At 49.5% G+C, this 22,660-nt stretch carries 18 protein-coding genes; 9 read left to right on the forward strand and 9 right to left on the reverse strand.

Features of this window, described 5'->3' with window-relative positions; genetic code table 11:
• The first annotated feature begins 29 nt into the window (after positions 1-29).
• The gene (locus tag AC6R03_RS04985) at positions 30-2,903 is read left to right on the forward strand and encodes a DNA translocase FtsK (RefSeq protein WP_500630292.1); all 2,874 of its coding nucleotides are present in this window, start codon (positions 30-32) and stop codon (positions 2,901-2,903) included.
• 185 nt (positions 2,904-3,088) lie between these two features.
• Here the strand turns inward: AC6R03_RS04985 and dsbB are convergent, their stop codons facing one another.
• Together dsbB and nhaB are read right to left on the reverse strand one after the other, a co-directional pair.
• Positions 3,089-3,601 carry a disulfide bond formation protein DsbB gene (gene dsbB, locus AC6R03_RS04990; protein WP_500630291.1) on the reverse strand — a complete coding sequence of 171 codons (513 nt, stop codon included), beginning with the start codon at positions 3,599-3,601 and terminating at the stop codon, positions 3,089-3,091.
• Between the two features lie 110 nt (positions 3,602-3,711).
• The gene (nhaB, locus tag AC6R03_RS04995) at positions 3,712-5,301 is read right to left on the reverse strand and encodes a Na(+)/H(+) antiporter NhaB (protein ID WP_500630290.1); all 1,590 of its coding nucleotides are present in this window, start codon (positions 5,299-5,301) and stop codon (positions 3,712-3,714) included.
• 674 nt (positions 5,302-5,975) lie between these two features.
• On the opposite strand from nhaB, the gene fadR reads away from it, so the two are divergent.
• Complete coding sequence (gene fadR / locus AC6R03_RS05000) at positions 5,976-6,815, forward strand: fatty acid metabolism transcriptional regulator FadR (RefSeq protein ID WP_334552516.1); 840 nt, start codon at positions 5,976-5,978, stop codon at positions 6,813-6,815.
• A gap of 78 nt (positions 6,816-6,893) precedes the next feature.
• On the opposite strand, the gene AC6R03_RS05005 is transcribed toward fadR, so the two are convergent.
• Both AC6R03_RS05005 and AC6R03_RS05010 read right to left on the reverse strand, forming a co-directional pair.
• Positions 6,894-8,090, reverse strand: a complete 1,197-nt coding sequence (locus tag AC6R03_RS05005; RefSeq protein WP_500630289.1) for a DUF1887 family protein — start codon at positions 8,088-8,090, stop codon at positions 6,894-6,896.
• Between the two features lie 139 nt (positions 8,091-8,229).
• Complete coding sequence (locus tag AC6R03_RS05010) at positions 8,230-10,221, reverse strand: HAMP domain-containing methyl-accepting chemotaxis protein (protein ID WP_500626118.1); 1,992 nt, start codon at positions 10,219-10,221, stop codon at positions 8,230-8,232.
• 232 nt (positions 10,222-10,453) lie between these two features.
• Here AC6R03_RS05010 and hinT point away from each other — a divergent pair, with 232 nt between their 5' ends.
• The 7 genes from hinT to AC6R03_RS05045 all read left to right on the forward strand — a co-directional run bounded on the left by hinT (position 10,454) and on the right by AC6R03_RS05045 (position 16,549).
• Positions 10,454-10,804 (forward strand): purine nucleoside phosphoramidase, encoded by a 351-nt coding sequence (gene hinT, locus AC6R03_RS05015; protein WP_500626119.1) that lies wholly within the window; start codon positions 10,454-10,456, stop codon positions 10,802-10,804.
• A gap of 204 nt (positions 10,805-11,008) precedes the next feature.
• Positions 11,009-12,337: a COG3014 family protein gene (locus tag AC6R03_RS05020; RefSeq protein WP_500630362.1), complete on the forward strand. Its 1,329-nt coding sequence runs from the start codon at positions 11,009-11,011 to the stop codon at positions 12,335-12,337.
• Positions 12,334-12,723 (forward strand): YcfL family putative periplasmic lipoprotein, encoded by a 390-nt coding sequence (locus tag AC6R03_RS05025; RefSeq protein ID WP_334552512.1) that lies wholly within the window; start codon positions 12,334-12,336, stop codon positions 12,721-12,723. Before AC6R03_RS05020 ends, AC6R03_RS05025 begins: the two co-directional genes overlap by 4 nt.
• 36 nt (positions 12,724-12,759) lie before the next feature.
• The gene (gene lpoB / locus AC6R03_RS05030) at positions 12,760-13,350 is read left to right on the forward strand and encodes a penicillin-binding protein activator LpoB (protein ID WP_334552511.1); all 591 of its coding nucleotides are present in this window, start codon (positions 12,760-12,762) and stop codon (positions 13,348-13,350) included.
• Positions 13,351-13,371: 21 nt separating this feature from the next.
• Positions 13,372-14,223 carry a phosphotransferase gene (locus AC6R03_RS05035; protein ID WP_500630288.1) on the forward strand — a complete coding sequence of 284 codons (852 nt, stop codon included), beginning with the start codon at positions 13,372-13,374 and terminating at the stop codon, positions 14,221-14,223.
• Positions 14,224-14,329: 106 nt separating this feature from the next.
• Positions 14,330-14,869 (forward strand): alpha/beta hydrolase YcfP, encoded by a 540-nt coding sequence (ycfP, locus tag AC6R03_RS05040; protein ID WP_500626121.1) that lies wholly within the window; start codon positions 14,330-14,332, stop codon positions 14,867-14,869.
• A 390-nt stretch (positions 14,870-15,259) separates the two neighbouring features.
• Positions 15,260-16,549 carry an NAD(P)/FAD-dependent oxidoreductase gene (locus tag AC6R03_RS05045; protein WP_334552508.1) on the forward strand — a complete coding sequence of 430 codons (1,290 nt, stop codon included), beginning with the start codon at positions 15,260-15,262 and terminating at the stop codon, positions 16,547-16,549.
• Between the two features lie 65 nt (positions 16,550-16,614).
• Here AC6R03_RS05045 and AC6R03_RS05050 read toward each other — a convergent pair whose 3' ends face one another.
• From AC6R03_RS05050 to AC6R03_RS05070, 5 genes are all read right to left on the reverse strand, one after another.
• On the reverse strand, positions 16,615-16,887 hold the full coding sequence (locus AC6R03_RS05050; RefSeq protein ID WP_500630287.1) for a DUF4282 domain-containing protein: 273 nt from the start codon (positions 16,885-16,887) through the stop codon (positions 16,615-16,617).
• A gap of 144 nt (positions 16,888-17,031) precedes the next feature.
• Positions 17,032-17,571: a GNAT family N-acetyltransferase gene (locus tag AC6R03_RS05055; RefSeq protein WP_500630286.1), complete on the reverse strand. Its 540-nt coding sequence runs from the start codon at positions 17,569-17,571 to the stop codon at positions 17,032-17,034.
• 33 nt (positions 17,572-17,604) lie between these two features.
• Complete coding sequence (locus tag AC6R03_RS05060) at positions 17,605-18,405, reverse strand: peptidoglycan binding protein CsiV (RefSeq protein ID WP_500630285.1); 801 nt, start codon at positions 18,403-18,405, stop codon at positions 17,605-17,607.
• A gap of 99 nt (positions 18,406-18,504) precedes the next feature.
• Entirely contained in the window at positions 18,505-21,960 is a 3,456-nt protein-coding gene (gene mfd / locus AC6R03_RS05065; protein ID WP_500630284.1) for a transcription-repair coupling factor, read from the reverse strand.
• An 8-nt stretch (positions 21,961-21,968) separates the two neighbouring features.
• Complete coding sequence (locus AC6R03_RS05070) at positions 21,969-22,535, reverse strand: PilZ domain-containing protein (protein WP_500630283.1); 567 nt, start codon at positions 22,533-22,535, stop codon at positions 21,969-21,971.
• Between the last annotated feature and the right edge of the window lie 125 nt (positions 22,536-22,660).

The following is a 22,660-nucleotide window of genomic DNA, read 5'->3' on the forward strand; positions in this document are numbered from 1 at the left end:
GCTATTTTTTTCAGTATGTTAGAGTGGTTATGTTCCGAGAAACCAAAAACAAAGTCGAAACCATCGTCGACACTGGGGACCATCGTCAAAAGACGCGCCTTTCCGGTTCCGAGCGTTTACAAGAATGCAGCCTAATCGTGGTTTTCCTCGCCGCTATTTTACTGTCTGTTGCTCTGCTGACCTTCAGCGCGGCCGATCCATCATGGTCGCAAACCGCCTGGGGTATGGAGATTGAAAATGCCGGTGGTATTGTCGGGGCTTGGCTCGCGGACACACTGTTTTTTACGTTTGGCTCACTGGCGTACACTATTCCAGTGGTCATCGCACTGACCGCCTGGGTTCTGTTTCGTAAACGAGGCGAAGATGAGCCGCTCGATTTTATGCTTTGGGGCACACGCTTACTCGGCTTAACTATATTGATTCTCACCAGTTGCGGTCTTGCCGACATCAACTTCGACGATATCTGGTACTTTTCATCGGGCGGCGTTATCGGTGATGTGCTGACCAGTCTCGCTCTGCCGACACTCAACGTGCTAGGCACCACGCTAGTGCTGCTGTTTTTGTGGGGCGCGGGTTTTACGCTGTTGACCGGGATTTCTTGGCTAACGATCGTGGATTGGATTGGCGAGCAGGCGATTGGTGCCATCACTTGGGTGATCAATAAGCTGCGCGGTGAGAAGGATCAGGTGTTTGCGCCGACCTTGACCGAACCGGATGCGACGCAATCTGACTCATTAGAGCATAAGTCGCGAGAAGGTATGAACACGTCGCCTGCCATCCAAGCGGATTCAGAGCGTGAGGAGCCAGTCAGCGAGGCAGTATCTCCTCAGTCCGCGACACGTCGCTACAATATTCATATGCCGGACAATAGTGCCACTCAAGCGTCCACCTCTGCGCCAGAGACGCCGCTTTATCACTACGACGAGCAAGAGGATGACGAGCAGAGTAACCTGCGTGTTAAGCAGCTTGGTGCCACTATAGAGGAGCTCGATGCGGCGGCCAATAGTGCCAACGATTACGCCCCTGAACCGATTTTGACTCAAGCGTCCAGCGAGTTGCAGTCGCAAGAGCGCGAGCAAGAGCTTACTCCGCCTTGGCAAGATGAGCCTGTTTTCCACGATCGTGATGATTCGCCACTCCCTGATATTGAAGAGGATGAGCAACCTCGTATCTCCAGTTTTGATGTGGTCGAAGACAACCCTGAGCCAAGCTTTACGCCACAGGAACCCGTCGCGTTTATTGATGAACAGGGCGGCTCAACAGATGATGACGAGGGCGACGTCGATGTAGCACAAGACGAAGATGCGGCCGCGCTGCAAAACTTGGTAGCGGAAGCGCAAGCCAAAGTGGTCGCGTCTCAGAACCCGTTTTTGGTTCAGCAAGATCAAAACTTACCGAAACCGACCGAGCCTATGCCAACGCTCGAGCTCTTATACCACCCAGAGAAGCGAGAAAACTTTATTGACCGCGATGCGTTAGAGGAGATAGCTCGTCTGGTGGAATCTAAGTTAGCGGACTATAAAATCACCGCATCGGTGGTGGATATATTCCCAGGACCAGTGATTACTCGTTTTGAATTGGATTTGGCACCAGGGGTGAAAGTAAGCCGCATCTCAAGCTTATCGATGGACTTAGCACGCTCACTCTCAGCGATGGCGGTGCGTGTGGTGGAGGTGATCCCTGGTAAGCCTTATGTTGGCCTTGAACTGCCGAATATGAGCCGCCAGACGGTCTATTTCTCCGACGTGGTCGGCAGCCAAGCGTTCGTCAATGCCAAATCACCGACGACCGTCGTCCTTGGTCAAGATATTGCGGGCGAAGCCGTGGTGGCGGATCTGTCGAAAATGCCTCACGTGCTGGTGGCGGGTACCACAGGCTCAGGTAAATCGGTCGGGGTGAACGTCATGATTTTGAGTATCCTCTATAAAGCGACCCCAGAAGATGTCCGCTTTATCATGATTGACCCGAAAATGCTTGAGCTGTCGGTGTATGAAGGGATTCCTCACTTGTTGTCTGAAGTGGTGACCGACATGAAGGATGCGTCCAATGCATTGCGTTGGTGTGTTGGCGAGATGGAGCGGCGTTACAAGCTGATGTCTGCACTGGGCGTTAGGAACATCAAAGGATTCAACGACAAGCTGAAAATGGCCGCAGATGCGGGCCACCCAATCCACGATCCGCTCTGGCAACCGGGTGACAGTATGGATGAGCATCCACCGCTGCTCGAAAAGCTGCCTTATATTGTAGTGATCGTGGATGAATTTGCCGATCTGATGATGGTGGTCGGGAAGAAAGTCGAAGAGTTGATCGCGCGTTTAGCACAAAAAGCGCGCGCCGCGGGTATCCACCTCATTTTGGCGACGCAGCGACCTTCAGTAGACGTTATTACCGGTTTGATCAAAGCGAACATTCCTACGCGGGTTGCATTTACCGTTTCAACCAAAACGGACTCTCGAACCATTCTCGATCAAGGTGGTGCAGAGTCACTGCTGGGTATGGGTGATATGTTGTATCTTCCTTCCGGATCGAGTCACACCATTCGCGTCCATGGGGCATTTGCTTCAGATGATGATGTGCATGCGGTGGTCAACAACTGGAAGGCACGCGGCAAGCCAAACTATATTGATGAGATCACTAACGGAGACCAAGGGCCAGAAGCGTTGCTACCGGGCGAGAAACCCGAAGGTGATGAAGAGATGGACCCTCTGTTTGATCAAGTGGTCGAGCACGTAGTGCAATCTCGTCGTGGTTCAGTCTCTGGCGTTCAGCGCCGATTTAAAATCGGTTACAACCGTGCGGCGCGAATTGTCGAGCAGCTTGAGGCTCAAGGTATTGTCAGCGCGCCAGGTCACAACGGTAACCGAGAGGTCTTGGCGCCAGAGCCGGGTCGAGAGATGAACTGATAGCAGGTAATATGCGTTGTTACTTTACATAGGGTCACTTTACATATTGTTACTTTACATTTGGTAACTTTGCATATTGTTTCTCGAGGCATAGTCAGCGTCGCGCCGGCAAAGACGACTCATAAAAAATGGCTTCCGTTTGGAAGCCATTTTTTTAATCGTGTACTCAGAGTGAGTGATGGGTGTTATTTATCTTTGGCAAATTGAGAGAGAACAATGACACCAAGCGCGAGCAGGTTTGCAGCAAAGATAACCACGAGCCACTGTGGCATGGAGAGCGTCAAAAACTGCCATACGATTTTGCTGCAATCCCCATAAGCTTCAAACATCCAAGGCGCCCATTGATTGAGCGGTGCCCAGTCAGGGAATTGAACAAACAGATCACAGGTGTAGAACGGCGAAGGGTTAAACTGGTAATCCACGTGTTCTAGTGACAGCATGAGTCCTTTATAAGCACTGCCGCCCCACGCTGCGAGCCCTAACCAACGCAATACAGCAACACGTGGATTGATGGCACCAATCAGCGCTGCGGCCGCGACGCCAAGCATGGCGATGCGCTCATAAATACACATCACACACGGCGCCAAGCCCATTCCGTGCTGGAAGAGCAGTGCACACAACTCTAGCGCGACAATCAAGCCAAACAGCAGTAGCCAAGCAAATCGTCCCTGAGAAAACTGTTTAATCGAAGAAAGCATAAGTAATGAAATATCCCTAACAAAGAAAAGAAAAAAGCTCTGACTAATCAGAGCTTTTTAGCGTGTAAAAGTTTCTATCGCAATAAAAAATTATTCAAACGTGATGCCGATTAGTGACCTTTGGTCACCGCATGCATGATTTCTGCTGAGTGATGCGTGATCCAGCCTGCTTCATAGAACCACGCGGTCATTGGTTCAAGCAGGAAGACAATACCGGCAAAGCCAACTAAAGCCAGCACTATCGTGTAAGGCAGTGCCATGATAACCATGCGACCGTAGGACAAACGAATCAAAGGTGCCAGCGTTGAGGTCAACAAGAACAAGAAGGCAGCTTGACCGTTCGGGGTGGCAACCGATGGCAAGTTGGTGCCCGTATTGATCGCTACTGCGAGCAGGTCAAACTGGTCACGATTGATCACGCCTTCCATCAACGCCGTACTAACCTCGGTAATGTAGACCGTGCCGACGAATACGTTATCAGATACCATCGAAAGCAGTCCATTGGCGACATAGAAGAGCGCCAATTGGGTGCCTTTATCTTCGACGTGCAATACCGCATCAATCACTGGCTTGAATAGCTCTTGGTCGATGATGACAGCAACAATTGAGAAGAACACCGTCAAAAGCGCGGTAAAGGGCAGGGCCTCTTCGAAGGCTTTACCTAGCGAGTGCTCTTCAATCACGCCCGTAAACGCAGTAGCCAGAATGATGACAGACAAGCCGATGAGGCCGACTGCCGCGAGGTGGAGCGCAAGGCCGACAATCAGCCATACCGCGATAACACCCTGAACCCAAAGCTTGGCCACATCTTGTTTGGTGCGCTTTTTACGCTCTTCGTTGTCGTAATCAACCAGAATCTGACGCACCGTGTCAGGCAGGCGGGCGCCATAGCCGAAGACTTTCATTTTTTCGACGAGCACACACGTTGCGAGACCACAAATCAATACGGGTAGAGTAACGGGTAACATGCGAACAATGAACTCACCAAACTGCCAGCCAGCCTGATCAGCAATGATCAAGTTTTGCGGCTCACCCACCATGGTCATCACGCCACCGAGTGCCGTACCCACCCCTGCGTGCATGAGCAGCGAACGCAAGAAGGCGCGGTAGTTCTCTAAGTCATCACGCGTCAGATCGTTAAGATGATCATCTGACGTATGGTCATGGGTCGCGTGACCTCCCTGACCGGAGGCAACTTTGTGGTAGATCGCGTAGAAGCCAACTGCGACACTGATGACAACAGCGATCACCGTTAATGCATCTAAGAAAGCAGATAAGAACGCTGCGGCAAAACAGAACGCCAGCGATAACATGCTTTTAGACTGAATACCGAGCAGAATTTTGGTAAAGATAAACAGCAAAAGCTGCTTCATGAAGTAGATACCTGCGACCATAAAGACCAGCAGTAGCAACACTTCGATATTCGCGACAAGCTCATGCTTGACTTGATCCGCACTGGTCATGCCAATGGCGATGGCTTCAATGGCCAATAAACCACCGGGTTGCAGCGGGTAACACTTCAGTGCCATCGCAAGGGTGAAAATAAACTCTGCGACCAACAACCAGCCTGCGACAAAAGGATCGATGAAAAAGAACACAAGCGGGTTGATGATGAGGAAGGCTATGATGGCAACTTTGTACCAATCCGGTGCCTTACCAAGAAAGTTCTTGATGAAGGCGTTTCCGAGTGACATCGGCATGACATTAATACTCTTTATTGTTGTACTGAATTAACACAGACGTGCCCGAATTCAATGTAAGCGTCGCAGCGGGTCATGCGCAGATGGCTCATGCGCAGATAGTCCAGCCGTGTAACGCCAAATCAACAGCGACTTAGAAAAACAACATCCTGAGTATCAATATGTGGTCTTGCCAAGTCACTCCCTGAGAAAGACAAGCACTCCTTACTTCGGTCGCCACTCTACCGTTGATAACTTGTTAGTCAATGATTAAGTGATATCTGATAAATGTATCCGTCCACTTTTATTCAAAAACGCGATCAAAGTTACGTAACGCTTGCATAATAGTTGTGAAAATCAGCAATTGATGGCAGTTAGCCATTTAGTTGAATTGATAAGCAACAATATGGGATTATATTGCATCAAAATAACAATGTTAGTTTCAAAAATAAAAACTCATATTGTGTGATTAATGCAGTACTCATAAGGCCTCAGAGAAAGTGAGGTTAGGTAAAGTTAAAATTTATTGGTTTTGACAATCCCCACACCACTTAAAACCGCCAAAACAAATTAGAGTTAATGCTCTATATGACATCCATGCCATGTTTACTGGTGGTTTGTTTTCGCTAGGCAAAAACTAGTGGTATGATGAGTTCCATTCGACCCAGATAAATATAAAATTGGAACAGTAATTAATGGTCATCAAGGCAAAGAGTCCCGCAGGATTTGCAGAGAAATACATTATCGAAAGTATTTGGAAAGGGCGCTTCCCTCCGGGTTCGATTCTCCCAGCCGAACGAGAGCTCTCTGAACTCATTGGTGTAACACGTACGACGTTGCGTGAGGTATTACAAAGATTGGCTCGTGATGGTTGGTTAACCATTCAGCATGGTAAGCCGACTAAAGTAAACCAGTTTATGGAAACGTCCGGGTTACACATTCTTGATACATTGATGACGCTCGATGCTGAAAACGCAACCTCTATCGTAGAAGATTTGCTTGCGGCACGTACAAACATCTCACCTATCTTCATGCGCTATGCGTTCAAAGTAAACAAAGAGAGTTCAGAGCGTACCATTCACAATGTGATCGACTCTTGTGAAGCCTTGCTCGCGGCCGACTCTTGGGATGCTTTTATTGCCTCCTCGCCGTATTCAGACAAGATTCTGCAACACGTGAAAGACGATGGTGAAAAAGATGAGCAGAAACGCCAAGCGACGTTGATTGCGAAAACGTTTAATTACTACGATTACATGCTTTTCCAGCGTCTCGCTTTCCACTCAGGTAACCAGATTTACGGCTTGATCTTTAATGGATTGAAGAAGCTTTACGATCGTGTGGGTAGCTACTACTTCTCAAGTGCTCAGGCGCGTGGTTTAGCGCTCAAGTTCTACCGTGATTTGTTGGAGGTATGCGAAACGGGCAACCGCGAACAAATTTTGGTGGTTGTGCGTCATTACGGGATGGAGAGCGCGCAGATCTGGAATCAGATGAAGCAAACCCTACCGACCAATTTTACCGAAGACGACAGCTAATCTCGCTGCCGACCTTAAGTAAGCCAAAAGCCGCGATTGTCATCGCGGCTTTTGTGTCATTGGTATCAAGAACCCTGCTTAACGAGCCGCAGGGCTGTTTGCTCCTGTCTTAAGGTCGAGTCCGTCAATGCCTCCAGCGGCTTGAAACCATGTCGTAAGATGGGTTTTCAAGTCCTTGAGCTCATCAGGGCCGATTAACGCGAGACCCAAATCTTCTGCTCGAGTGATGTCGTTGTAGCGCAGTGGTCTGAAGCTGACGAGCATGGCGCGTGCCTGTAAGCCGCCGAGCAAATCTCTTAACGATTCGAGTTTGTATAAGGTGTCATCGCCATCATCACGCATACCTTTGGTCTTACACTCAATGATATGGAGCTTGTTGTTGACCACGCAGGCGACATCCAGCTCATTGCGCACTTCACGCTCACCGAGCTCACGATACACCTGCACATTAAGTGAGTGATCTTGAATCGTTGGCATGCTGTGTTGAATCTGGCGCACCGTGCTGTGGACTAGGGTTTCCAGCCACTCCCCGTTGGAGAAGCGTCTTGCATCTTCATTGGCAAAGGTAAGCACACCGTTCTCATACGTCGCGATGTCGGCATCCACCAAATCATCGATCAGCATCTTGAGCTCACGATAGCCTTGCTGCTTCTCCGACAACTCTACACTGAGGATCTGTTCTTTGCGGCATGTCGTGGCGAGATAATTGAGTGTCGCAAGGCCTGGGCCAAGTTCTAAGGCGTTACTCGCCCAACGCTCACCCAACTCATAGAGTTTTTGGTCCAACTGAGGAGGCAACGTTTGTTGGCTAAATTCGCCGCGCGCGCCAAATACCGTAAGGTAATCGTCAATGGTGATCCAATCCTGCAGCTGCGTGTCTTCTACGCCATCAGGGTAGAGCCAGCAGACGCGATCACTGTTGGGCTCAACCACAAAAATTGGCCAATGAAAGGTGCGAAACACTTCGTAAATCGACAGGAGTCGATGACGCAGACCACAACTGGCGTTAAGGCGCACATCTTCACCACTTTGCTTAAGGCGCTCTGCCAGTTCCGCAACGATGTTCTTTATCTCAGAAGGATTAGTAACGTCAGGAATTTCATAGAACTCTGAGTGAATCTCACGCTTAGCCAAGACACGACTCAGTCTGTCGAATAGGGTGCGCTGGGCATTGACGCCAATAAAGACGATGTGGTTACTGATGCTGCGGTTATCTAATAGGGGGGTGACCAAGCGAATCGGGTCTTGGTCGATGATGCCAACATGAACTGTCATAGTTATTCCTCATGTCAGGCCCACAAAAAGGAGAGTAAAAGGGTGAGGCCTAATCACGATATAATGACAATCTGCCGAAAAAACAAGGGCAACCGTTATAATTGGTCGCCCTCTGTCAATAATTTACCGTATCTTTACGTTACAGCTTGAATCGATGCACCAGTTCGCCTTGCTGACCAGCAAGCTGACTTAAGTCATGACTGGTTTGAGCGATTTGCGCCATCGCCTGATAGCTGGTGTCGGCGATAAGGTTAATCTCTTCAATGTTTCTTGCAATGTCTGAGGTGGTTTCACTTTGCTCTGCTGCGGCTTGAGAAATGTGTCCACTCATCTGGCTGATCTCCATGATCAAGCCCTGAATTTCTTCCATTGCACTGTTGGCGTTGGACGCTTGTTCAACCGACAGCTCCATATCGTCCATGCAGCTTTGAATGACTTGGTTGGCTGAAGCAGAACTCGATTGCAAGTTACTGATCATGTTTTCAATTTCGCTGGTGGATTCAGTAGTGCGCTGCGCAAGCACGCGAACCTCGTCCGCCACCACCGCAAAGCCTCGGCCTTGGTCGCCCGCGCGCGCAGCTTCAATCGCCGCGTTGAGCGCAAGTAAGTTGGTTTGCTCAGCAATGTTGCGAATCACATCCAAAATACTGCCAATCTGGCTACTCATGGTTTGCAGATCTTTGACCGCATCAACGGATTCCGTTAGACGTGTCTCAAGCTGATTGATGGTGGTGATGTTAGTGCCCATGATTTGACGACCAGATTCCGACGCCGACTCCACTTGCTCAACCATCTTCTGCGAGCTTTGCGCACTTTGGGCCACTTCCTGAACGGAGTGGGCCATTTCAGTCATCGCGGTGGCGACGTTGGCCGTTTGTTCACGCTGCTGATTAAGCTGCGATTGCGCTTGAGAAGAGGTCTCTTGGTTGGTGCGAGCGGTATTGGTTAAGTTATCCGAGGCATCATTGAGCTTCACCAAGATATTGTGCAGGTTGTCCGCCAACGAGTTGATGTGACCGCTGACGCGGCTGAACTCATTGTTGTAACGGATTTCGATACGGTGTGTCATGTCGCCTTTGGTGAGGTATTCCAAGGTGCTAAGAATACGCGTGAGTGGCTCGCGGACACTGTGGGCGATGTGGTAACCGATGCCCAATGCCAGTGCAATCACGATGGCACCAATCAACAGTGAACGAATCTTGCCTTGATTGTAGACTTGCTCTGCTTCAACCAGTGAGGCATTGAGACCCGCTTGGGCCGCTTCGCTGTAGGTAGCCAGCAGCGCCATGGTCGCATCCACTTGCTCAGTCAGGCTCGCAATGTTGGCGTAGAGCGCGTCTTTTGCCACAAGGTAATTGCTGTGTTGATCAAGGACACCGCCTTTTTGACCGATGTCGAGCGTGAACTGCTTGACCGACTCATCAAAGGCTTTTTTCAACTCAGGCATTTGATTGGATAGGCCGTTGTAGGCGTAGTTCAAGTGCGTTACGGCTTTTTTGTTTTTCGCAACGGCTTCTGCTACGAACGCAGTGTCTGAACTTGCGAGCGCGTCAGAGGTGATCACTTCGGCGTCTTTCAGCTTAATGAAGTAGCTTTTCGCCATCACTTTGACGGAAATGCTGCTTTGGTCATCGACGTACTCTTTCATCCCGACACTTAACTCAGAGTGCAAGCGTTGGAAACGGCGAGAAGATTGTTGTACTTGCGCTTGAGATTCAAACATCGAGCGATAGTTTTCCATCGCTTGCTTGGCTTCTCCGAAGTAACTGCTCTCTTTCTCTTTAAGATCCGCCATGCTGGCGACCAATTCTGGCTTGCTTGCACTGGCCTTTTCAAGGGCAGCTAAGGTTTGATTATATTCAACACGTGCTTGATCGAATTGGCTTTCGATTTGTTCCATGCGCTCAAAGCTCTGAGTGGTCAGAAAATCTTTGAAAAGCTTATCCGCAGAAAGCAGAGAGACACTGGTTTCGTTGGCTTTGGAAACAAGAGGTAGTGAGGTGTTGGAGACACTCTCGAAATTGGATTGGATTTGCTGCATTCCGTTCAACGTCATCATGGTGGATACGATGAACATCACAATGATCAGTGCAAAGCCAGCGTACATTCTTCTTATCACTGAGCCTTTCATAGATCTCTCCCTAACTATGGCAAAAATTCAAACTATAACGCTATAAATAGCAAAAAGAGTTTGATTGTATGGAGAGTGAGACACACATTTTATGACGCACAATACAAAAATGAAAATGTGTATCAATAAAATGCTCACAACATGATGTGAACACTGTTTTTATTGTGATCTCGATTTGCTTGACGCATACTCGATGGCATTGAAAATTCAACGATACCTTCTGGAGAGTTTCATGGCTGAAGAAACCATTTTCAGTAAAATCATTCGTAAAGAGATCCCGGCCGATGTGGTTTATCAAGATGATTTGGTTACCGCGTTTCGTGATATCAACCCTCGCGCGCCGAGCCATATTTTGATCATTCCTAATACTCTTATCCCAACGGTGAACGATGTCACAGAGGCCGATGAAGCGGTCATGGGGCGCCTATTTACTGTGGCTCGCAAGTTGGCCAAAGAAGAGGGGATTGATGAAGAGGGTTACCGCCTGATCGTTAACTGTAACGCGCACGGTGGCCAAGAGGTCTACCACATTCACATGCACTTAGTCGGCGGCCGTCCACTTGGCCCGATGTTGATGGGTTAATCGACGCGATACAGTCATGACACAAAGCGAACTTTTTGCGTCGCTTTGTGTCAGAGAGCAGGTCTCACTGATATTTATGTCGGTGAGATCGGTATCTGAAATTCTGATTTGAGGCTTGGAGTGCGTTTTACGAATCAACTCACCATCCACATTCAACGTTGTGCATTACTCGCCAGTACCCTTGTTATCACGGCGTGTGCCAATATGTCGGCTGGCAATCTGTTTAGTCATTACAGCGCACAAAATGCTGATGTGTACCAAGCGGTGCAGCGAGGGGATTATCAGCGCGCACAAGAAGCGCTGCCTGACTCTGTGGCGGGCGATATTCTCGATAACCTTGAAAAGGGGCGCGTGCACTTTCTCAATCAAACCTACAGCGATAGTAAAGCGGCGTTTGAGTTGAGTGACCAAGCCGTTCGCGCTCAGCAAGATAGAGCCACGGTGTCGGTCAGTGAAACTCTGACTAGCGTTAGTTCACTCGCGGTGAACGACAATCTCAACGAATATCAGCCCGCAGATTATGAGTTGGGCTTTCTTCACCTCTATCTTGGTCTCAATTATCTACAGCAAAACCAACTGGAAGGGGCGTTGATTGAGATGCGACGCGCCAATCAAGTCCAAGAGCGTGCCAAGCAAGAGCGTGAAAAAGAGTTAGCGAAAGCGCAAAGCAATATGCAAGCGCAGGGCTTATCTCCCAATTTAGGCAGCGTGCTGTCGAACTACCCTGATGCCGGAAAAACCTTGGCGGCGGTGCAAAATGCCTATTTGTTGTATCTGTCGGCACTGCTTTATGAAGCAGACAATGACCTCAATGCCGCCTATGTGGACTATCGACGCGCGCTCGCGGTGGCGCCAGACAATCAGCAAATCATAGATGGCACCATGCGCGTTGCGACGAGCCTTAGCATGAAAGAAGACCTGATTAAATTAGAGCAGCGATACGGTAAAGCCAGTTTGTTAGAGAGCGACAAAGCGCGCGTCATCGTGCTCGATGAACAAGGCATAGTGACGGCGTTGCAAGGTTGGAAGCAATCTTTGCCTTTGTATGACAGTCGCAACAATGTGGCCTTCTATACTATCGCTCTGCCATATTACCCGCCTGCTTCGCCAGAGCGATTTACACCGCTTACATTGAATCAAGCGCCGCTCAAGGAATCGCGCTTGACCGATGTCAATGCGATGGCCCAACGTGATTTATCGGAACGTATTACTGCGATGGTGATCCGTCAAGCATTGCGGGTTTGGGCAAAAGATCAATTGCGAAAAGAGGCCACACAAGGCGATGACGTCGGCAATCTCGTATTTAATATTTGGAACACGCTCACCGAGCAACCCGATACCCGCAGTTGGTTAACGTTACCGGGTCATGTTGCGAGCAGCAGCCGTGTGGTCGAGCCCGGAACGCAGATTATTCGGGTGAATAACCAAGACTACCCGTTTGATGTCGCGGCGGGGCGCACCGCACTGGTGTGGATATCTCGTCAGGGAGAGAATGCTACAATATGGCATAAACAACTAGGAAGTATACGATGAAAAAATGGCTTATAGCGGCCCTCGCGGCCACGGCGCTGATCGGATGCGCAGACAACACAGCAGGTCTTAGAATCGATGGAGAGACACACAAAGTGCTCTTTGGCGATAACGTCTTAGCCGGCAATCTAAAAATTGAAGACATCGCCACAACAGAGGTAGAAGGGCATGCACGTGGGGTTGTGCGCATGACCAACCAGTCGAAAGGTGACCTCAATGTACTGTATCGCTTTTATTGGTATGACGACAATGGCTTGGAGGTCAACACTAAGCTTAGCCCTTGGCGTCAATCCATCTTACGCGGGACGGAAACGGTGGCCTTGTCTGAGGTGTCGGTGAACCCGAATGGCAAACATTTCCGTTTACAAATTCGTGAAAATAATCAATAAATTAATGACAATTCAAGGTTTATGAGGAACCAAGAAATGAAGAAAAGTGTAATAGCATTACTTGGCTTGGCTGTGATTCTCGGCGGTTGTTCGAACAAAGTGAGTTATGGTGACGCGCAAGCGGTTGAAACCACCACGATTGATTTTGGTTCCACTGACTTGCAAAAAATTGCCGGTGAAATGGTCGATAGCATGATGATGTCAGGCTCGGTGGCGGCCATCACGCGTGATGCGCGCCCTATTGTTTTTGTTGAGCGCATCAAAAACAAAACCAGTGAGCACATCGATACTGAATCCATTACCGATACCATCAGCACTAAGATGCTCAACTCAGGTAAATTCCGCTTTGTGGATATGGATCGCGTGGAATCGGTGCGTGAACAGTTGAACTTCCAAAACAACGACGAACTCGTTAACCAAAGTACCGCCATCCAGTTCGGTAAAATGGTTGGGGCGCAATACATGTTGTACGGTAACCTATCGAGCATCGCCAAAAATGCCGGTAGTGATAAAGACGTCTACTACAAAATGACCATGCGCCTGATGGATCTGGAAACGGGTTTGATTGAGTGGGCAGACGAGACTGAGATCCGCAAACAAGAGTCAAAAAGCTTTCTAGGTATGTAATGACAAGGGAAGAGGTGATCTATGGCCAGGATGTCTTGGCATGAAGCGTGTCAACTTGATCGCTCTTTGACTGCGCTCAATCCGTTCTTCCCTGAGCCCGCCCAATACGCTCAAACGTTGACAGGCGGGCTGACCAACCGTTGTTGGAAAGTGGTCACTAATCGCGGCGCCTACGTATGGCGCCCGAATACGCCCATCACCAAAGCGTTTTCCATTTCGCGCTTTCAAGAGTATCAAATCCTCTCTGCACTCGAACACAATCCCATCGCACCTAAGCCGCATTACATTTGCGAACAAGGGCTATTGGTGGATTGGATCGAGGGTATTCCGCTGAGAGACGGCCTGTCGTTTGATGATCTGCTCGATACCATGGTGAGCGTTCATCAAGCCAACACACAACGTATTCCCGTCGCGCCGTTTAACTATACGGCCCGGGTTGATCATTACTGGATATTGATTGACGACACGCTCAAATCGGACTCGATTCGTGGTGTGTACGAAACGTGGCGCCGTGCGCCCAGTTTGGCGGATGTCGGCCATGTACTGTGTCATTTTGATTTGGCTGGGTACAACATGGTACGCACCACGCAAGGCATCACGGTGATCGATTGGGAATACGCATGCATCGCTGATCCTAGGCTGGATCTGACACTCAGTATCGACGTGTGTCAGCACGACCCTCAAGACGCGGTTTTTCGTTACTGTCAAAAACGAGGGGTAGAAGGTATTGATGATTGGGTCGAAGGCGTCATGGCTTGGCAGCCCAGAGCAAAAATGATGGCCATGCTTTGGTATCTTCTCGCTTACCAGTTGTGGGGGGAAGAGCAATATTTGACCGAGGCGACCCGGCTTGAAGGCTTATTTTGTAGCTAAGATCACTGTTTAGTGGTTTTGCAACGATAAAGTAAAATTTAACCCTACTATTTCTGGTAGATTTGGTCGTGGTAGAGTTGGAAGTATTAGGTTCGAGGGAATTAGAATGATTATTTATTTGCATGGCTTTGACTCCACAAGCCCAGGTAACCACGAAAAAGTCTTACAGTTGCAGTTTATTGATGACGATGTTCGTTTCATTAACTACAGCACATTGCACCCGAAACACGATATGCAGCATCTACTCAAAGAAGTGCACAAAGTGATTGAACAGTCGGAGGATACCTCTCCACTGATCTGCGGTGTGGGTCTTGGTGCCTATTGGTCAGAGCGTATTGGATTTTTGTGTGGCATCAAGCAGGTGATGTTTAATCCTAATCTTCATCCTGAGCGCACCATGCAGGGCCGGATCGACCGCCCTGAAGAGTATGAAGACATTGCGACCAAATGTGTGTCAGAGTTTCGCAGTAAAAATGCGGGCCAGTGTTTGGTGATCCTCTCTAAAGAGGATGAAATTCACGACAACAGTCAAACCGCCGAGGCGTTAGCGCCGTATTACGAAATCATTTGGGACGACACCCAGAGCCACAAATTCAAAAAGATCTCTCAACACCTTCAGACGATGAAAGCGTTCAAACAACGCTAATCATCGCGAGCACTTAACCATCAAGAGCGACAGGGTTTATGCCTGTCGCTCTGTTTGTCACCACTTGTCATTAATCCCTACAAAGTTAAGTGAGATAATCACATTCTCCTGTTGCGTGGCGGATTTTGCCCTATATAATGACTTCACTATAAATTTTTTGATAAATATCAAAAAAAATTGAGAGCAAGTAAAAAACTTGCCCCAAAAAACGAGTTGAGCGGCAAAAATGCCCGCTATTGAACGCCAATAACAAGCCTCATATCCGAAAACGTCATGCCAGAGTGCGAATCACGCACCGGTTAGGGTGAGTAACCGCATGGCAAGAGAGAATTTTCTCGAGCTGAGTAATCGGCTCGAATCATGATTATTTATATTTAGAGGAACGTTATTGTGACACGAATTATCGTTGTAGGCGGTGGTGCAGGCGGCCTGGAGCTTGCTACCAAACTGGGTCGTACATTGGGCCGTAAAGGCCGTGCGCAAGTCACCTTGGTTGACCGTAAGGCAAGCCACTTGTGGAAACCCTTGCTGCATGAAGTTGCGACAGGTTCACTGGATGAAGGTGTGGACGCGCTAAGCTACCGTGCGCACGCCAAAAATCACCACTTTGATTTCCAAATGGGTGCGCTCAAAGACATTGACCGCGAGCGTAAAGTGATCACACTGCACGAGCTGAAAGATGAGCATGGCGAACTGCTGATGCCAACGCGTGAGCTTGAGTACGATCTTCTGGTGATGGCCATTGGTTCTACCTCCAATGACTTTAACACGCCGGGCGTGCGTGACAACTGCATCTTCCTCGATAGCCCAGAGCAAGCGCACCGTTTCCGCACCGAAATGAACAATGAATTCTTAAAGCTGCACGCGAAAAATGGTCAAGGCACCGTGGATATCGCGATCGTAGGTGCAGGTGCAACCGGTGTTGAACTTTCTGCTGAGCTGCACAATGCAGTGAAAGAGTTGCGCACTTATGGTTTTGGTGACTTGGACTCAAGCAAGCTCAACGTCAACCTTGTTGAAGCGGGTGAGCGTATTCTTCCGGCTCTACCGCCACGCATTTCAAGTGCTGCCCATCAAGAGTTGACTAAGCTTGGCGTCAACGTGCGCACCGCGACTATGGTGACCAAAGCGGAAAAAGATGGCCTAGTGACCAAAGAGGGCGACAAAATCCCAGCGCAAATCATGGTTTGGGCTGCGGGTATCAAAGCGCCAGATTTCATTAAAGACATTGCAGGCTTAGAGACTAACCGCATCAACCAATTGGTGGTGAAAAGCACCTTGCAAACGACGCGTGACGATGACATTTTCGTGATTGGCGATCTCGCGCAATGCACGCAAGAAGACGGCTCGTTTGTGCCACCTCGTGCCCAGGCTGCACACCAAATGGCAAGCTGTGCGTTTTCCAATATTGTGGCGAAGATGAACGGCCGAGAGCTCAAGCCTTATGTCTACAAAGACAAAGGTTCACTGGTCTCTCTCAGCCGCTTCTCGACCGTTGGTAGCCTAATGGGCAACCTAACCAAAGGCTCAATGATGGTGGAAGGCCGTATCGCTCGCGTAGTTTACATTTCGCTCTACCGCCTACACCAAATGGCACTACACGGGATGTTCAAAACCGCGCTCATCATCCTCATGGGCCGCATCAACCGCGTGTTGAGACCCAACCTTAAGCTTCATTGATCAAAACAAGAAGAGCGCCGATTGGCGCTCTTCTCTTATACGGTTTTGAACTCAACGAATCAGTGTTAGACGTTTGATTCGTCTTTTGCCTCTTTTAGTGCCTGCAAATTTTCGTTGATCTTGAAGATAACAATCATCAATTCACACCAAATGCGAGCGCCAATCGCCCCACCAACCATCGTTAGCAATCCCAGCATAAAGGTTTGAAAGGTCACACCGCCGTATCCACTAAACATGGTTCCAATGCCAGAGATAATCGCAATGAGAAGCAGCAACCAGTAAAGTCCGGTGACTAGCTTTGGAGTGAGCATAGATTTAAACGAAAATATCGATTCCATTCTTAGATTTCCTTTCATAGATAAAGGGAGTAATCATGCCACAGTTTATGGCTCAACCTAGGACAAAGAGTCTGACGCCTGACACGAATTTGGCGTAAGTTATTGGCTAATCAGTAATTAACTGCTTTTATGATGAGGTTAAACTCAACCTGGAATCATTGAAAACACCAACCCCTCTTTAGGCTGGCCTTGGAAGACAAAGCGATTTTTCGACCGAGCTTCCAGTGTTGCGCCGCATTTAATGGCGAGGTGTTGACTGGGGAGGTTGTCTGGGTCGCAGACGATTTCGACACGGGTCAGTTTGAGTTGGGCAAAGCAGAACTCCACCAGCGCATTGAGCGCTTCTTGGCCGATGCCTTTGCCTTGGAACTCATCGGCTATCCAATAACCGATACTCGCCATGTTGAAGGTGTGGTAGAGCTCATTGATGGCGACCATGCCCACCAAAGCACCGGTTGCGCGTTGGAACACGCCAAAACCGTAGGCTTGAGATTTCACCCAGTTGAGTCGGGTTTGCAACAAGAAGGCTTCTGCGTCCTCTAGGGAGAACTCGGGGTGGCACCAGTCAATCCATTGGTGCAGGCTGGCAGAGTGCACAATCAGATGTTGAAACACCTCAGCATGCTCAGCGTCAATCAAGCCAAGTCGCAGGTTCGGGGTGATGATTTGGTAATCGGGTGACATAAACAACAGCCCTCGCGAGGAGGGCTGACAAGATTACTGCGCGACGCGGCGAACTTGGATAATCACGCCCATGAGAGGGTGATCTAAGTAGTGTGTTTCGGTACTGCGCATGCGGCGCTTTTGGTCGAAACGGTAAGACTTCAAGAAAGCCTGGGTTTCGACGGTTGGCGTGATGTCTTCCATCAAGCCGGCTTGGACCACCGCATTATCTTGCATACTATCTTGTGTGGCTTCTTGTGTGGCATCTTGTGTGGCAACGTTGGTTTGGATCGGTGCATCAAGAACCACTTCACGTACGCTTGGCGCTTTTAAATCAAGCTCGACATCGGCGTAAAGGTAATGCTCAACATACACTTGAAATGTACCGTCGAGTTCAAACAGCGGCGCTGGAATGCTCTCTTCGGTTACTCCATCAATGACACTGGAGGTGGCATTACTGCCCGCAGGTGAGCCATCCACATTAAACTGATTGGAGTAATCTTTTCCTGCTTGAATGTGAAACACCGGCGCACCGAAACGGCCTTGGTCGCCTTGACGCCAAGCGGTGTGCATCAGTACATCAAAGCCCGCGTGACGTTTCAGCTTTTGCACTTGCTCACCAAGTTCATACTGTGAGTAAGGCAGTAACGTGACCTGCTTACTGGCTCTGTAACTGGCATCAGAAAATTTGCCCGCGCGCTCAAGACTGATCTCTGGCGGGTTATTCGGCCAAGATTCCGCAGTCATTTCTGGGTTGACAGCACGTTTAAAGATGATCACTTCAATATCAAATTGACGCTCGGCCCAAGAAGGCATCGCGACGAAAAAAAGCAGCAGGGTAATCAGCTTTTTCATTCCAACTCCATTGAAGAGGTAGCGTGTACCTCAAAATTGTTCATAGTCCGCAAGCGGCGCGCATTGCTGTTTCTTAATTCAAGCCCTGATGCCGAATGCTTAGGGCAGTCGATTTTGCTTGAATTCGCCTAGCATATCACTAACAAACTGAATTCGCTTGCGTCTGTCGACTAATGGTAGCGTAAACTTGAATTTGGTTGGGCCATCCATTGCGAATTTCTGCGGTTGTGATTGCAGTAGTTTAACCAGATAAACGGGGTTAATGTCAGCATCCGGATAGAACTCGATAAAACCACCTTTTTCATGCGCTTCGATCTTCTTCACTTTGAGCTGCGCTGCTTCAATTTTTAACGCGGCTACTGAAAGCAGGTTTTTGGTGGCATCGGGCAGTGGACCAAAACGGTCTATCAGCTCAACTTTTAGCTCATCTAACTCATCTTGACTGCTGACGCTGGCGATCTGTTTGTACATCGACAGGCGCGTATTAACGTCAGGCAAGTAATCATCCGGCAGCAAGGCGGGTAGACGCATTTCCACTTCGGTTTGCTCGCGCAGTAGATCATCTAACGAAGGCTCTTTACCCTCCTTGAGCGCCTCGACCGCTTGTTCGAGCATTTCCATGTAGAGAGTAAAGCCAACCGATTGAATTTGGCCACTTTGCTCATCACCCAGCAATTCACCTGCACCGCGGATCTCTAGGTCATGGGTGGCAAGGGTGAAGCCTGCGCCTAAATCTTCCAGCGAGGCGATGGCTTCAAGACGTTTGACGGCGTCCTTGGTCATGGCTTTAGGGTGAGGGGTTAGCAAGTAGGCGTACGCTTGGTGATGCGAACGTCCGACACGGCCGCGTAATTGGTGCAACTGCGCAAGACCTAGGTTGTCCGCGCGGTCCATGATGATGGTGTTGGCTGTCGGGACGTCGATACCAGTTTCAATGATGGTGGTACAGACTAAAACGTTGAAGCGCTGATGGTAGAAGTCATTCATGATGCGCTCAAGCTCGCGCTCACGCATTTGACCGTGTGCAGTAGTAATACGCGCTTCCGGGATGAGCTTTTCAAGATCCGCCGCCACTTTATCGATGGTCTCGACTTGGTTGTGCAAGAAGTACACCTGACCACCACGCATGATTTCACGCAGCACGGCCTCTCGAATCGTGGCGTCGTCGCTTTGACGGACGAAGGTTTTGATCGCTAACCGTCTAGCAGGTGGCGTGGCAATGATTGACAGATCGCGCATGCCACTCATCGCCATGTTCAAGGTGCGAGGGATAGGCGTTGCGGTCAGCGTTAGGATGTCGACATCCGCGCGCATCGCTTTCATTTTCTCTTTTTGACGCACACCAAAGCGGTGCTCTTCATCGACAATCAATAGGCCTAAATCGTTGAAGACAATATCATTTGAGAGCAATTTGTGCGTTCCGACTACAATGTCCACTTTGCCAACTTTGACATCTTGTAGCACTTGCTTTTGCTCTTTGGCGGTTTTAAAGCGCGACAGCACTTCAACGCGAATCGGCAGGTTGGCAAAGCGGTCACGGAAGTTTTCAAAATGCTGCTGCGCCAGTAGGGTGGTTGGTACGAGCACCGCAACTTGCTTGGCGTTGTCCGTGGCAACAAACGCCGCACGCATGGCGACTTCGGTTTTACCAAAGCCAACGTCACCACAGACCAAACGATCCATCGCTTTGGCTTGGCACATGTCAGACAGTACCGCGTTAATCGCCATCGCTTGATCGTCGGTTTCCTCAAATGGGAAGCCCGCTTTAAACGTTGCGTATTGTTCACGGTCAAGGGCAAACTTATGCCCGGGTTTGAGCTCGCGCTTGGCATAAACATCCAGCAATTCGGCGGCAACATCACGCACTTTCTCTGCGGCTTTACGCCGTGCTTTGCTCCAAGCATCGCCACCGAGTTTATGCAGCGGCGCTCCGTCCTCGGCACCGCCAGAGTAGCGGCTAATAAGGTTAAGCGAGGCAACGGGGACGTAAAGTTTGGCTTCGTTTTGGTACTCTAGCGTCACGTATTCAGTGACCATCCCACCTGCTTCAAGGGTTTGCAGACCGATGTAGCGGCCGATCCCGTGGTCGATGTGTACCACAGGTTGACCCTCTTTCAATTCGGCTAGGTTGCGAATGACCGCATCGCTGTTGGTGACTTTGCGATCTTTTCGGCGGCGCTGTATGACGCGATCGCCCAATAAGTCGCTTTCACAGACGAGAGCGACTTGCTCATCGCCAAACAAAAAGCCATGTTCAGAGGCGCCGATGACTAAGGTGTGTTTGTCCTTACTCTCTAGCGCGTCGGAAAAACTGTGCTTAAGTTCAGGGCGCAACTTGATACGTTGCAATAACTCAAGCAGTGCCTCGCGGCGACCTTCTGACTCCACCGAAAAGACAATCTTACCGCGATAGTGTTCGACGAAATGCCTCAATGCGGCTAAAGGTTCTTTGTGCTGATGCTGCACAAAGAGATCGGGTAAAGGCTCAATGTCTACATTGGCTCGGCCTTGCTTGGCGGTGATGGGCTCGACAGAGAGCTCGACTTGGGCAAGGGGTTTAAATTGGCTAAACAGTTCGTCTTTTTTCAGCCACAACTCTTGTGGCGGCAATAACGGACGCAAAGGATCGACTTTGCGCTGTTCATAACGGTAGTCGACATCGGTTAAGAAGGTATCGATGGCTTGCTCAATATTGCCCACCGTCAACAGTTGGCTACCCTCTGGTAGGTAGTCAAACAGGGTTTCGGTGTGATCGAAAAAGAGTGGCTGCCAATACTCTATCCCCGCTGGCCAAGTACCTTTAGAGACTTGCATGTAGACAGACTCGGGCTCGCGGCGCGCTTCAAAGCGCTGACGCCATCGGATGCGAAAATCTTCAATCGCGGCTTCGGTAGTGGGGAACTCATGCGCTGGTAGCAGGCGGATCTCTTTGCGTTCTTCAATCGAGCGTTGGTTCTCCGGATCGAAGGTGCGGATGGTGTCGATTTCATCATCAAAGAAATCAATCCGGTAAGGATCGCTTGAGCCCATTGGGAAGAGGTCTAAAATCGAACCACGACTGGCGTATTCGCCGGGGCCAAACACTTGCTCAACGTGGCGATAGCCGGACTTCTCCAGTTGCAGGCGCAGTTTGTCGAGTGAGTACAAGTCTCCAGTTTTGACCATCAAGGTGTGGGCAAGCAAAAACTCACGCGGCGATTGGCGCTGCAGCAAGGTGTTCACCGGCACTATGGTGATGCCCGCGTTCAGCGTTGGCATTTGGTACAGGTGCGCTATGCGATCCGAGATGATTTCTTGATGGGGCGAGAAGCTGTCGTAAGGCAAGGTTTCCCAATCAGGGAAGAGGGCGACCGACTCGCGAGTAAACTGCTCGATTTCTTGTAGCAGTCTCAGCGCCGTTTGTGGATCGGGCACGGCTAACAGTGTGTGGCCTGAGTGTTGATTCGCCAACTCAGCAATCGCAAGTGGTAAGCTGGCGCCCTTGAGGTTACCAATCCGTTTCTTGTCCCCAGCACCTTGTGCTGATGCTAAGTTCAATAAAGATAGTTGTGGCATAGCAGTCGTTATTTTTCTCGATTGATGGAGCGTAGGCGCAGCAGCTTTTGTTGCTGCAACAAGGCGGCTTTAATCAGCAGATCTTGGTCGCTATCACGCAATAAGTCGTATTTGACCGTAATGAGGTAGCCATTATTGTCTGCCTCGCATTGAGTGACGTGCCCGTAGCAGTAGATGGCCGCCGCTGGGCTATCTAAAAAGAGTTTCAGACGTAACTTGCTGTTGAGCGCAAGCGCGGTTTGGGCTTGATAGCTCAACTGGCTGGCACCAAATGCGCTGGTGTGAAAACGCAGTGCTTGATCATCTTGCTGAGAGAGCATAAAGGTCAACAGTAGGTTGAGCTTTGAGTTCTGCGTGTCGAGTAGTTCAATGACATGTTTGAAATCGCTGTTTTTTAGCTCACTGCGCGCGTGATCGTTGAGTAAATCCAGATGGCTAAATTCACTCGCCACTAAAAAGGGGGCGGGAATCTCGCGCTCAAACTGGTCAAAGCAAGGAAAGTCAGCACCTGCCTCTAGAGCCTCGACATTGATGGCGAGCGCGTGATTGACGGTGAAATATTCTTGTTCTGACATGCGTTTTCCTTGCGAGTTTTTTCTGATTATCGTCATACCAGAGCGTTTATCAAGGTATGCCTTTGTTTATTCCACATTTTCACCGCCATTTTGCAATTAAACACTACAACCCACGCAGATTAATG

It is taken from the genome of Vibrio sp. R10-SG-ISO4 (genome assembly GCF_059834135.1).

What these genes read in the sequence shown, in the direction of transcription:
- AC6R03_RS05070 (WP_500630283.1), bottom strand. Translation starts at nt 22,535, where the DNA reads ATGTCAGAACAAGAATATTTCACCGTCAATCACGCGCTCGCCATCAAT.
- AC6R03_RS04985 (WP_500630292.1), top strand. Translation starts at nt 30, where the DNA reads ATGTTCCGAGAAACCAAAAACAAAGTCGAAACCATCGTCGACACTGGG.
- AC6R03_RS05005 (WP_500630289.1), bottom strand. Translation starts at nt 8,090, where the DNA reads ATGACAGTTCATGTTGGCATCATCGACCAAGACCCGATTCGCTTGGTC.
- ycfP (WP_500626121.1), top strand. Translation starts at nt 14,330, where the DNA reads ATGATTATTTATTTGCATGGCTTTGACTCCACAAGCCCAGGTAACCAC.
- nhaB (WP_500630290.1), bottom strand. Translation starts at nt 5,301, where the DNA reads ATGCCGATGTCACTCGGAAACGCCTTCATCAAGAACTTTCTTGGTAAG.
- mfd (WP_500630284.1), bottom strand. Translation starts at nt 21,960, where the DNA reads ATGCCACAACTATCTTTATTGAACTTAGCATCAGCACAAGGTGCTGGG.
- AC6R03_RS05055 (WP_500630286.1), bottom strand. Translation starts at nt 17,571, where the DNA reads ATGTCACCCGATTACCAAATCATCACCCCGAACCTGCGACTTGGCTTG.
- hinT (WP_500626119.1), top strand. Translation starts at nt 10,454, where the DNA reads ATGGCTGAAGAAACCATTTTCAGTAAAATCATTCGTAAAGAGATCCCG.
- AC6R03_RS05060 (WP_500630285.1), bottom strand. Translation starts at nt 18,405, where the DNA reads ATGAAAAAGCTGATTACCCTGCTGCTTTTTTTCGTCGCGATGCCTTCT.
- AC6R03_RS05035 (WP_500630288.1), top strand. Translation starts at nt 13,372, where the DNA reads ATGGCCAGGATGTCTTGGCATGAAGCGTGTCAACTTGATCGCTCTTTG.
- AC6R03_RS05010 (WP_500626118.1), bottom strand. Translation starts at nt 10,221, where the DNA reads ATGAAAGGCTCAGTGATAAGAAGAATGTACGCTGGCTTTGCACTGATC.
- dsbB (WP_500630291.1), bottom strand. Translation starts at nt 3,601, where the DNA reads ATGCTTTCTTCGATTAAACAGTTTTCTCAGGGACGATTTGCTTGGCTA.
- AC6R03_RS05020 (WP_500630362.1), top strand. Translation starts at nt 11,009, where the DNA reads ATGTCGGCTGGCAATCTGTTTAGTCATTACAGCGCACAAAATGCTGAT.
- AC6R03_RS05050 (WP_500630287.1), bottom strand. Translation starts at nt 16,887, where the DNA reads ATGGAATCGATATTTTCGTTTAAATCTATGCTCACTCCAAAGCTAGTC.
- AC6R03_RS05025 (WP_334552512.1), top strand. Translation starts at nt 12,334, where the DNA reads ATGAAAAAATGGCTTATAGCGGCCCTCGCGGCCACGGCGCTGATCGGA.
- fadR (WP_334552516.1), top strand. Translation starts at nt 5,976, where the DNA reads ATGGTCATCAAGGCAAAGAGTCCCGCAGGATTTGCAGAGAAATACATT.
- lpoB (WP_334552511.1), top strand. Translation starts at nt 12,760, where the DNA reads ATGAAGAAAAGTGTAATAGCATTACTTGGCTTGGCTGTGATTCTCGGC.